We start from the raw sequence: 10,203 nt of genomic DNA, 5'->3' as shown, positions 1-10,203 counted from the left end.
ACGATCATCCCGACGCAATCCGAACATGAGATCGAGTAACTGTCTCACTGCACGCACGTGCGGAAGACAGGGCTAGGACACGGTCGGACCGACGGCCCGCGCGGCTCTCGTCGCGGTGGCGAAGGTCAGCGCGGCGAGGACGGCACGAACGGCGGGCGCACGACGGTCATCGGGCTCGGCCGGCCGCGGACGTCGACGTTGACGGTGTCGCCCTCGGCGACGCCCCGGGCCAGCAGGGCCAGGCCGATGCCCTCGCGCAGGGTCGGGGAGAACGTGCCGCTGGTGACCTCGCCGAGCGGCTCGCCGGCCGCCGAGGTGACGGCCATGTGCGGCCGCGGGATCGCTCGGCTGGTCGAGCGCAACCCCCAGAGCAGGCGGGCGGCCCCGGCCTCGCGTTCGGCGAGCAGGGCGTCGCGGCCCCAGAACCGCTCCTTGGCCCAGCCGACCGCCCAGCCGGACCGCGCCTGCACCGGGCTGATCGACGGCGACAGGTCCTGGCCGTGCAGCGGGTAGCCCATCTCGGTGCGCAGCGTGTCGCGGGCGCCCAGGCCCGCCGGGGACACCCCGAGCGGCTCGCCGGCCGCGAGCAGCGCGTCCCACAGCGCGGGCGAGTCGTCCCAGGCCGGCAGCAGTTCGTAGCCGCGCTCGCCGGTGTAGCCGGACCGGCAGACGATCACCGGGTGGCCCTTCCAGTCGGCCTCGGCGTAGCTCATGTACGCCCCGTCGGTGGGCAGGCCGAGCGCGGCGACGAGCTCGGGGGCCGCGGGGCCCTGCACGGCGAGCACGCCGTAGGCGGTGTGCCGGTCGGTGACGGTGATCTCCGGCGGCGCCGCGGCCGCGAGCCGGGCGACGACCTCGGCGTTGTTCGCCGCGTTCGGGACGAGCAGCACCCGATCGGCAGAGAACAGATAGACGATCAGATCGTCGACGACCCCGCCGTTGTCGTCGCAGCACAGGGTGTACTGGGCCTGCCCGGGAGCGATGCGGCCGAGGTCGTTCGTCAGGCAGGCGTTGACGAAGTCGGCGGCGCCGGGGCCGGCCACCTCCGCCTTGCCGAGATGGCTGACGTCGAAGACCCCCACCGCGCCGCGGACCGCCTGGTGCTCGGCCAGCACTCCGCGTCCGGCGTACTCGATCGGCATCTCCCAGCCACCGAAACCGGCCAGCTTCGCGCCGAGATCGACATGCCGGTCGTAGAGCGGAGATCGACGCAGGTCTGCCATGGCGGACAGCCTAGTGGCGCCGGGCCGGCCGGCCCGGCGAGCGCGCGAGCGCCGGCGCCGGGGCCCGGCGCGGACGCCCCGCCCCACTCGTTCAATACGCTCACCTCATGACCGCCATCGCGCCCAGTTCCGCAGCCCTGACCGATCTCCCTGTGGACGCCGTGGTGATCGGCACCGCCATCGGTGCGGACGGCCTCGTCGTCGCCGACGGCGCCGCCGACCTCGACGCGGCGCTGGGCGGCCGGCTCGCGGAGGTCCTCGGTTCGCTCGGCGCGACCGGCCGGGCCGGCGAGGTCATCCGCTTCGCGACGCTCGGCGCGCTGCCCGCCGCGACCGTCGTCGCCGCCGGCCTCGGGCCGCTCACCGCAGCCCCCGCCGAGACCGACGGTGGCCCGCGAACAGAGGGTGGCCAGCAGGTCGACGCCGAGGTGCTGCGGCGCGCGGCCGGCGCCGCGGTGCGCGCCCTGGCCGGCACCGCGTCCGTCGGCCTCGCCCTGGCCGGCGCCGGCGGAACCGTCACCGCCGGCGCCGTGCGCGCCGTGGCCGAGGGCGGCCTGCTCGGCGCCTACGCGTTCGACGGGCTGCGCACCACCTCCGCGAAGGACCGCCCGAAGCCCGTCACCGACCTGACGATCGTCGTCGCCGACGCGGACCTCGCGCTCGCCGAGACCGAGATCAGCCGGGCCGTCGTCGTCACCGAATCCGTCACGCTGGTCCGGGACCTGGTGAACACGCCGCCGAGCCACCTGTCCCCCGCGCAGCTCGCCGACATCGCCGTGGAACGGGCCACCGCGGTCGGCGTCGCCGTCGAGGTCCTCGACGAGGCGGCGCTGGCCGAGGGCGGCTACGGCGGGATCGTCGGGGTCGGCCAGGGCTCGGCGAACCCGCCCCGGCTGATCCGGCTGGAATGGCGCGGCGGCTCCGCCGAGCACCCCGCGCTCGCGCTGGTCGGCAAGGGCATCACGTTCGACTCCGGTGGCCTGTCGCTCAAGCCGCCGACGGCGATGGAGTGGATGAAGACCGACATGGCCGGCGCCGCGTCGGTCCTCGGCGCCGTCCTCGCCGCCGCCCGCCTCACGCTGCCGATCACCGTCGTCGGCTGGCTGCCCTGCGCGGAGAACATGCCCTCGGGCGACGCGATCCGCCCCTCGGACGTGCTGACCATGCGCGGCGGAAAGCGCGTCGAGGTGCTCAACACCGACGCCGAGGGCCGGCTCGTCCTCGCCGACGCGCTGGTCCGGGCCGCCGAGGAGAACCCCGAGCTGATCGTCGACGTGGCGACGCTGACCGGCGCCCAGATCGTCTCCCTCGGTCAGCGCACCAGCGGGGTGATGGGCCGCGGCACCGGCGTCGAGGCCGTCACCGCCGCGGCGGCGGCCGCCGGGGAGAGCGTCTGGCCGATGCCGCTGCCGCCGGAGCTGCGCAAGGGCCTGGACTCCGCGGTCGCCGACATCGCGAACGTGCCGCCGGGCGGCAGCCGCGACGGCGGGATGCTCGTCGCCGCCCACTTCCTCGCCGCCTTCGTCGCGGACGAGGCGAACTGGGCCCATCTCGACATCGCCGGGCCGTCGTGGCACGGCGGCGAGCCCTACGGACACACCGCCAAGGGCGGCACCGGCGTCATCGTCCGCACGCTCGTCCAGCTCGCCGAGGACCTCGCCGGCACGGCGGCGCCCACGGCCTGACCCAGGGCGCGCTCGGCCGTACCGGCGCGGAGCCGGCGACAGGCGCTGGCGATCAGGCGCTGGCGATAGGCGATGACGATGGGCGACGTACCCCACGTGCCCATCCGAGCGGATGGCGACGGGTGGCGTGAAAGACTGGGCTCGGACCGACGTGATGTGGACCGACGTGATGTGGTCAGTCGTGATGTGGACAGTCGTGATGTGGACAGTCGTGGCCTGTGGTGCCGGCCCGACGACACCCTCGCGACCGGCGCCTCCCGCTGGCCTGCACACAGTCAACGAGAAGGGACCCCAGGCGTGGCAGATTCAGCGACTGGTCCCGTCGACCTGGTCATCCTCGGCGGCGGTAGCGGTGGTTACGCCGCCGCGCTGCGCGCCGCGGAACTCGGCCTGAGCGTCGTTCTCATCGAGAAGGACAAGCTCGGCGGCACCTGCCTGCACCGCGGATGCATCCCGACCAAGGCGCTGCTGCACTCGGCGGAGATCGTCGACAACATCAACGAGAGCGAGTCCTTCGGGATCCGCTCCACCTTCGACGGCATCGACATGGCCAAGGTCAACTCCTACAAGGACTCGGTCGTCGCCGGCCTGTTCAAGGGGCTGACCGGGCTGATCAGGTCACGTGGCATCGAGGTCGTCGAGGGCACCGGCCGGCTCGTGTCGCCGACGGCGGTCGCCGTCGGGGACCGGGTCGTCGAGGGCCGGCATGTGCTGCTCGCCACCGGTTCGTACGCGAAGACCCTGCCCGGGCTCGACATCGACCACGAGCGGGTCATCACCAGCGACGACGCCCTCGTGCTCGACCGGGTGCCGGCGTCCGTCGTGGTGCTCGGGGCCGGCGCGATCGGCTGCGAGTTCGCCTCGGTGTGGCGTTCCTACGGCGCCGAGGTCACGATCGTCGAGGCGCTGGGGCACCTCGTGCCGCTCGAGGACGAGTCCAGCTCGAAGCTGCTGGAACGGGCGTTCCGCAAGCGCGGGATCACCCAGCATCTCGGCGCCCGCTTCGCCGGGGTGAAGACCGCCGACCACGGCGTGACGGTGTCGCTGGAGAGCGGTACGACCATCGACGCCGAGCTGCTGCTCGTCGCGGTGGGCCGCGGACCGGTCTCGGCGGGCCTCGGTTACGAGGAGGTCGGGATCGCGACCGACCGCGGCTACGTGCTGGTGGACGGCGACCTGCGCACGAACGTTCCCACCGTCTCCGCCCTCGGCGACCTGCGCCCCGGCCTGCAGCTTGCCCACGTGGGCTTCGCCGAGGGCATCTACGTGGCCGAGCGGCTCGCCGGGCTGCGCCCGGCACCGCTGGACTACGACAACGTCCCGCGCGTCACCTACTCCCACCCCGAGGTCGCCTCGGTGGGACTGACCGCGGCGGCCGCCCGGGAACGCCACGGCGAGATCCGCACCCTGACGTACAACCTCGCCGGCAACGGCAAGTCCCAGATCCTGCGGACGGCCGGCGCGGTGACCCTGGTGGCCCTGCCCGACGGACCCGTCATCGGCGTCCACATGGTGGGCGACCGGGTGGGCGAGCTCATCGCCGAGGCTCAGCTCATCACGAACTGGGAGGCGCTCGCGGTCGACGTCGCCCAGCTCATCCACCCCCATCCGACCCTGTCCGAGGCTCTCGGCGAGGCGCATCTCGCGTTGGCCGGCAAGCCCCTGCACGTCCACGGCTAGGCGCCCGCATGGACGCCTGGCGACGCACTCCCCCCGGGTCGGCAGCCCGACCCGTCCACGTACCCGAGGCCACGCCACAGCATCAGCGCCTCCGGCCGGCCGCTCGCGCGGTGCAGATGCCGGACGCGACGAAGGAGTCGTTCCAGCATGTCTGTATCTGTCACGATGCCCCGGCTCGGGGAAAGTGTCTCCGAGGGAACCGTCACCCGTTGGCTGAAGCAGGAGGGTGAGCGCGTCGAGGCCGACGAGCCGCTCCTCGAGGTCAGCACGGACAAGGTCGACACCGAGATCCCTGCCCCCGCGTCCGGTGTCATCAGCTCCATCAAGGTCTCCGAGGACGAGACCGTCGAAGTCGGCGTCGAACTCGCCGTGATCGACGACGGGTCCGCCGCCGCGGCACCGGCCGAGGCCCCCGCGGCCGAGGCGCCCGCCGCCGAGCCGGAGCCCGAGCCCGAGCCGGCGAAGCCCGCCGCGGCCATCCCGCCGCCCGCGCCCGCGCCGGCCCCGCCCGCGCCGGCACCCGCCCAGCCGGCACCGGCACCCGCCGCAGCCGCCAACGGCGACGGTGGGATCGGCCGGTACGTCACTCCGCTCGTCCGCAAGATGGCGGCCGAGCTGGGCGTGGAGCTCGGCGACGTGAACGGCACCGGCCCCGGTGGCCGGATCACCAAGCAGGACATCCAGGACGCGGCCCGCACGGGCGGCGCCGCACCGGCCCCCGCGCCCGCCCCCCGCGCCCCGGCTCCGGCCGCCGCGCCGGCGCGGACCGCGCCCCAGGCCCCGCCGGCCGCCACCACCCCGGCGGCGACCCCCGTCCGCGGCCGGACCGAGAAGCTCACCCGCCTGCGGGCGCTGGTCGCCCGGCGGATGGTCGAGTCGCTCCAGATCAGCGCGCAGCTCACCACCGTCGTCGAGGTGGACGTCACCCGCATCGCGCGGCTGCGGGACCGGGCCAAGGCCGGGTTCCAGGCCCGCGAGGGGCTCAAGCTGTCGTTCCTGCCGTTCTTCGCGCTGGCGACCTGCGAGGCGCTGCGCGAGTTCCCGCAGCTCAACGCCAGCATCGACGTCGACGCCGGCACGGTCACCTACCACGGCGAGGAGAACCTCGGCATCGCCGTGGACTCCGAGCGCGGCCTGGTCGTCCCCGTCGCCCACAACGCCGGTGACCTGAACCTCACCGGCCTGGCCCGCAAGATCGACGATCTGGCCAGCCGCACCCGGTCGAACAAGATCTCGCCGGACGAGCTCGGCGGGGGCACCTTCACCCTGACGAACACCGGCAGCCGGGGCGCCCTGTTCGACACCCCGATCCTCAACCAGCCGCAGGTCGGCATCCTCGGCACCGGCATCGTCACGAAGAAGCCGGCCGTCATCGACGACCCCGACCTCGGCGAGGTCATCGCCGTGCGGTCGTCGGTGTACCTGTCGCTGACCTACGACCACCGCATCGTCGACGGCGCCGACGCCGCCCGCTTCCTGACCTTCATCAAGCGGCGGCTGGAGGAGGGTGCCTTCGAGGCCGACCTCGGCCTGTAGGCACCGCACCGCAGAGACGCCTGGCCTGGCCGATCGGGGGCGGCCAGGCGTCTCGCCTCCGGGGCACCTGGCGGCGACGATGGGCAGCTATGCGCATCGTTGTCACCGGAGCCTCCGGCCTGATCGGCTCGACGCTCGTCCCCGCCCTGCGCGACGACGGGCACGCGGTGAGCACCCTGGTCCGCCGGCCGCCACGGGCCGGCGGCGAGATCCGCTGGGATCCCGCCGCCGGCCAGCTCGCCCCGGCGGACCTCGCCGGCGCCGAGGCGGTCGTCCACCTCGCCGGCGCGGGCATCGGTGACCACCGCTGGACCGACTCCTACCGTCACGTGCTGCGTGAGAGCCGCATCGCCGGCACGGATCTTCTCGCCCGCACCCTGGCTCGGCTCGACCCGCTCCCGCGGGTGTTGCTGTCCGGCAGCGCCGTCGGCTGGTACGGCACGGACGCGGGCGGTGCGTCCGGCCCGCTGGACGAGTCCGCACCTGCCGGCGCGGGATTCCTCGCCCGCCTGGTCGAGGACTGGGAAGGCGCCGCCGAGCCGGCCCGGGCGGCGGGGATCCGCCTGAGCACGCTGCGCACCGGCGTGGTGCTGTCCCCCCGGGGCGGCAGCCTCGCCCGCCAGCTGCCCCTGTTCCGGTTCGGTCTCGGCGGCCGGCTGGGTTCGGGCCGGCAGTGGCTGAGCTGGATCAGCCTGGCCGACCACGTCGCCGCGACCCGGTTCCTGCTCGGCGCGGACGCGCCGGCGGGCCCGGTGAATCTGGTGGCCCCGGAGCCGGTCACGAACACCCGGTTCACCTCGGCGCTGGCCGCGGCGCTGCACCGGCCGGCGTTCGCCGCCGTTCCGCGCTTCGCGCTGCGCGCGGCACTCGGCGAGTTCGCCGACGAGGGTGTGCTCGCCTCCCAGCGGCTGGCCCCCGTGGTGCTGCGCGACGCCGGCTTCCGCTTCACCCATCCCGACATCGACACCGCGCTGCGCGCGCTGCTCGCCACGAACAGCTGACCTCCGGACAGCTGACGTCGGACCGGAGACCTCGGGCGGGGTGCCGGCGTCAGCCGGCGGTGATCGGCACGGTGTCCGACACCCGCCAGCCGGACGTCGTGCGGACGAGCACCAGATCGCGCCGCTGCGGGGATTTGGCGTCCTTGTGGCCGACAACCTGGCCGCTGGCGTCAAGGTAGTCGTAGGCGTCGAGGTGGTCGGTGACCCGCACGACGGTCCGGTCGGCGGTGTCGCTGCGCACCTCGAGGGCGTCGATCACGGTGCGCAGTGGTGAGGAGTGCGCTCCGAGGGCGACGACCTGCCGCATCAGGCTCACGTCCGCGTTGTACGCGGGGCTGCCGGGCGCGTCGGACTCCGCCAGCAGCGATTCCTGCGCGTGCTCGAACGCTCGGCTGCGGGCCGTGTTGAGGGCGCCGAGCACCCCGCGCCAGATCTGCTCGGGCGACTGGTTGGCGACGGGTGAGGCGGTCGGGTCATGGCTGGCCGCCCCGGGCGCCGACGTCGCCGACCCCGGCGACGTCGAGGCGGCGTCGTCCGCGTCGTGCCCCGACGGGCTCGTCATCAGCAGAACGGCGGCGACCACCACCGCGAACAGGCCGATCCCCGCGGTGACGGGCAGGAGCCAGCGGTAGCGCCGGGCACCTGCCCGCTGCGGCCGCCGAGTGCCCGCGGCCCGGCCCGCCCGACCACCGGAGCCGCCGGTGCCCGACCTGCCGGCGGTGGACGCGCCGGTCCCGGCCGCGGCGGCGGAGGACGGCGAGCCGGCGGTGCTCCCCGGCCGCGCCCGGCCGGGACCGGCCACGGACCTGCCGGGCGGCCGATCGCCCGCCCCGACCTCGACAGGATCGGGCCGGGTCGCGGCCCGGCCCGCCCGTCGGCCCGGTGTCGAGCGCTTCGGCGGCGGTGGCAGCGACCCGAGCAGCTCCGCGGCATCGACCGCGGTCGCGCCGGTCGCTCCCCGCCCGGGCCTGCCCTCCCCGGGCCGCCCCCCGGCCCCACCGTGGGCATCGCCGTCCGCGTCGTCGTTGTCGTCCTCGGGCCCCAGGCCCAGCCGAGCGCCCGCGAGCAGCCGCGGCCGCGCGTCCTCCCCGGCTTCGCCGGCACCGCCCGGCTCCCGACCGCCGTCGTCTGCGGCTGGCCCGGTCCGGTCCCCCGGTCTGGGCCGCCGGTCCGCGGTGCGGCGGGGCGGGGCGGATGGCAGCGGCGGATCGGCGGGCCGCTCGGCCGGGCCCGCCGGGCCAGCCGGGTCGGGCTGGCCCGGGGTGACCAGGCGCACGGGCAACGGGGTGGCGCTGCGCGCCAGGGTGGCGGCGAGGTCCCCGGCGCCCGGCCGCCGGTGGGGATCATCGACGAGTGCGGTGGCCACCGCCACCGCCACCGCGGCCGCCTCCGGCCCCGTGGCCTCCCGCATCGCCCCCAGCAGCAGCGTGGCGAGGTCGCGCACGTCCGCGGCGGCAGCGCCGGGGGGCATCGGATCGGGCCGAGCCGCGTCGGCGAGCGCGGCCACCCCGACGCCCGCGAGCACCGGCCGCCCGGTCGGCTCGAGCAGGATGTCCTCTGGTTCCAGCCGGCCGTGGACGACGCCGGCCTCGTGCGCGACGGCCAGCGCCTGGGCGATGGGCAGGCCGACGGTGACGACCTCACCCGGGTCCAGGGCGCCGCGCGCGACCAGCAGCCGGGCGAGACTGATCGCGCCGACGACCGGCCTGGTGATCACGGCGAGCCCGTCGGCGGTGGGCAGCGCCGTCAGCACCGGAACCAGATGCGGATGTTCCAGCTCGGCGAGGGCCCGCGCGGCCGACATGGCCGCCGAACGCAACACCGGGTCCGGCGCAAGGCGCACCCGCCGCACGACGCACTCCACGCCGGACTGGTCGAACTGCCCGGCCCAGAGCTCCCCGGAGCCGGCGTCCCGCGGCCGGGAGCGCAGGCTGACTCCCGGTACCTCGGGCTCGCCGCCGGCGCGTCCGACCGGCCTGTCGGCGGAACCGTCGGAGAAGGTCACAAGTAGCGACGCTAGGCGCAAATCAGGTGCAGCAGTACAGGACTTCACCTGGTTGTGGATAACTTTTTTCGATCACCCGCCCGTCGAACGGCTGTCGACGACCACAACCGATGGTGGGCGGTGGCGGCGGTGGACGGCGGAGCTGGTTGTCGACGACGGGCAACCGCGATCATCGCCGGCGCGTACGGTCGATGCGTCGCACGATCCCGGCCTGTGCCGCCCACCGAGTCTCCGGAGCGTTTCCGAGTGCAGATCCTCGCCACCAGCGCTGGTTTCCTCCCTGACGGCCGGTACGGGGCGCGGGTCGGGCCGGTCCTCACCCACGCGATCGAGCTGGCCGCTGCCGGCGAACGCCCGCGGGTCTGCCTGCTGCAGACGGCCCTCGGTGACGACCAGGCGGCCTACGCCCGCGGCTACGCGGCCGTCAACCGGGATCGCCCCGACGTGCTGCTGTCCCACCTGGCGCTGTTTCCCATGCCCAACGTCCCCGACATCCGGGCCCACCTGCTGGCGCAGGCCGTCATCTGGGTCGGCGGTGGCAGCGTGGCGAACCTGCTCGCCGTGTGGGCCGCGCACGGGCTCGGCGAGATCATGCGCGAGGCATGGGAGTCGGGCGTCGTCCTCGGCGGCGTGTCGGCGGGTTCGCTGTGCTGGCACATCGGCGGCACCACCGACTCGTTCGGCCCGGACCTGCGGCCGGTGACGAACGGGCTGGGCCTGCTGCCGTTCAGCAACACCCCGCACTACGACTCGGAACCCGGTCGGCGCCCGCTCTACCAGCGCCTGGTCGCCGACGGCACGCTGCCCGCCGGCTGGGCCACGGACGACGGGGTCGGCCTGCACTTCCGTGGGGCGGAGCTGGTGGAGGCGGTCGCCGACCGGCCCGGAGCGCGCGCCTGGCGGGTCGAGCGCGGCGCGGACGGCGCCGCGGTGGAGACCGCGATCGTGCCCCGGCTGCTGCCCGGCGCGAAGGGACACGACACCGACGGCACCTGACACCGACGCCGCCTGACGCAGCGGCGTCCCGGGCGGCGCCCACCGGCGGCGCCCGGGGCGGCCGAACTCACCCGGCC

Annotated in this window: 7 protein-coding genes; 5 read left to right on the top strand and 2 right to left on the bottom strand. The window is 75.1% G+C overall.

Translation table 11 applies throughout. The features are described from left to right. Window positions 1-125 precede the first annotated feature (125 nt). Window positions 126-1,223 carry a glycine cleavage system aminomethyltransferase GcvT gene (gene gcvT, locus MXD60_RS23150; protein ID WP_248821447.1) on the bottom strand — a complete coding sequence of 366 codons (1,098 nt, stop codon included), beginning with the start codon at window positions 1,221-1,223 and terminating at the stop codon, window positions 126-128. A gap of 107 nt (window positions 1,224-1,330) precedes the next feature. Here gcvT and MXD60_RS23145 point away from each other — a divergent pair, with 107 nt between their 5' ends. The 4 genes from MXD60_RS23145 to MXD60_RS23130 all read left to right on the top strand — a co-directional run bounded on the left by MXD60_RS23145 (window position 1,331) and on the right by MXD60_RS23130 (window position 7,125). Then, window positions 1,331-2,908, top strand: a complete 1,578-nt coding sequence (locus tag MXD60_RS23145) for a leucyl aminopeptidase (RefSeq protein ID WP_248821446.1) — start codon at window positions 1,331-1,333, stop codon at window positions 2,906-2,908. 297 nt (window positions 2,909-3,205) lie between these two features. Beyond that, window positions 3,206-4,588, top strand: a complete 1,383-nt coding sequence (gene lpdA, locus MXD60_RS23140; protein WP_248821445.1) for a dihydrolipoyl dehydrogenase — start codon at window positions 3,206-3,208, stop codon at window positions 4,586-4,588. Window positions 4,589-4,669: 81 nt separating this feature from the next. Continuing rightward, window positions 4,670-6,124 carry a 2-oxoglutarate dehydrogenase, E2 component, dihydrolipoamide succinyltransferase gene (sucB, locus tag MXD60_RS23135; protein WP_308222578.1) on the top strand — a complete coding sequence of 485 codons (1,455 nt, stop codon included), beginning with the start codon at window positions 4,670-4,672 and terminating at the stop codon, window positions 6,122-6,124. 89 nt (window positions 6,125-6,213) lie between these two features. Next, complete coding sequence (locus MXD60_RS23130; protein ID WP_248821443.1) at window positions 6,214-7,125, top strand: TIGR01777 family oxidoreductase; 912 nt, start codon at window positions 6,214-6,216, stop codon at window positions 7,123-7,125. Window positions 7,126-7,174: 49 nt separating this feature from the next. Here the strand turns inward: MXD60_RS23130 and MXD60_RS23125 are convergent, their stop codons facing one another. Continuing rightward, window positions 7,175-9,130 (bottom strand): protein kinase family protein, encoded by a 1,956-nt coding sequence (locus MXD60_RS23125; RefSeq protein ID WP_248821442.1) that lies wholly within the window; start codon window positions 9,128-9,130, stop codon window positions 7,175-7,177. 246 nt (window positions 9,131-9,376) lie between these two features. On the opposite strand from MXD60_RS23125, the gene MXD60_RS23120 reads away from it, so the two are divergent. After that, on the top strand, window positions 9,377-10,126 hold the full coding sequence (locus MXD60_RS23120; protein WP_248821449.1) for a Type 1 glutamine amidotransferase-like domain-containing protein: 750 nt from the start codon (window positions 9,377-9,379) through the stop codon (window positions 10,124-10,126). Window positions 10,127-10,203 lie beyond the last annotated feature (77 nt).

Origin of the sequence: Frankia sp. AgB32, assembly GCF_023243045.1 — a bacterium.
In the GTDB taxonomy this organism is placed as follows: domain Bacteria; phylum Actinomycetota; class Actinomycetes; order Frankiales; family Frankiaceae; genus Frankia.
This window is presented reverse-complemented; position numbering and strand designations above follow the sequence as displayed.

Bases quoted from the DNA above. Each gene is read 5' to 3' on its own strand.
- MXD60_RS23145 (WP_248821446.1), top strand. From the start codon at position 1,331: ATGACCGCCATCGCGCCCAGTTCCGCAGCCCTGACCGATCTCCCTGTG.
- MXD60_RS23130 (WP_248821443.1), top strand. From the start codon at position 6,214: ATGCGCATCGTTGTCACCGGAGCCTCCGGCCTGATCGGCTCGACGCTC.
- gcvT (WP_248821447.1), bottom strand. From the start codon at position 1,223: ATGGCAGACCTGCGTCGATCTCCGCTCTACGACCGGCATGTCGATCTC.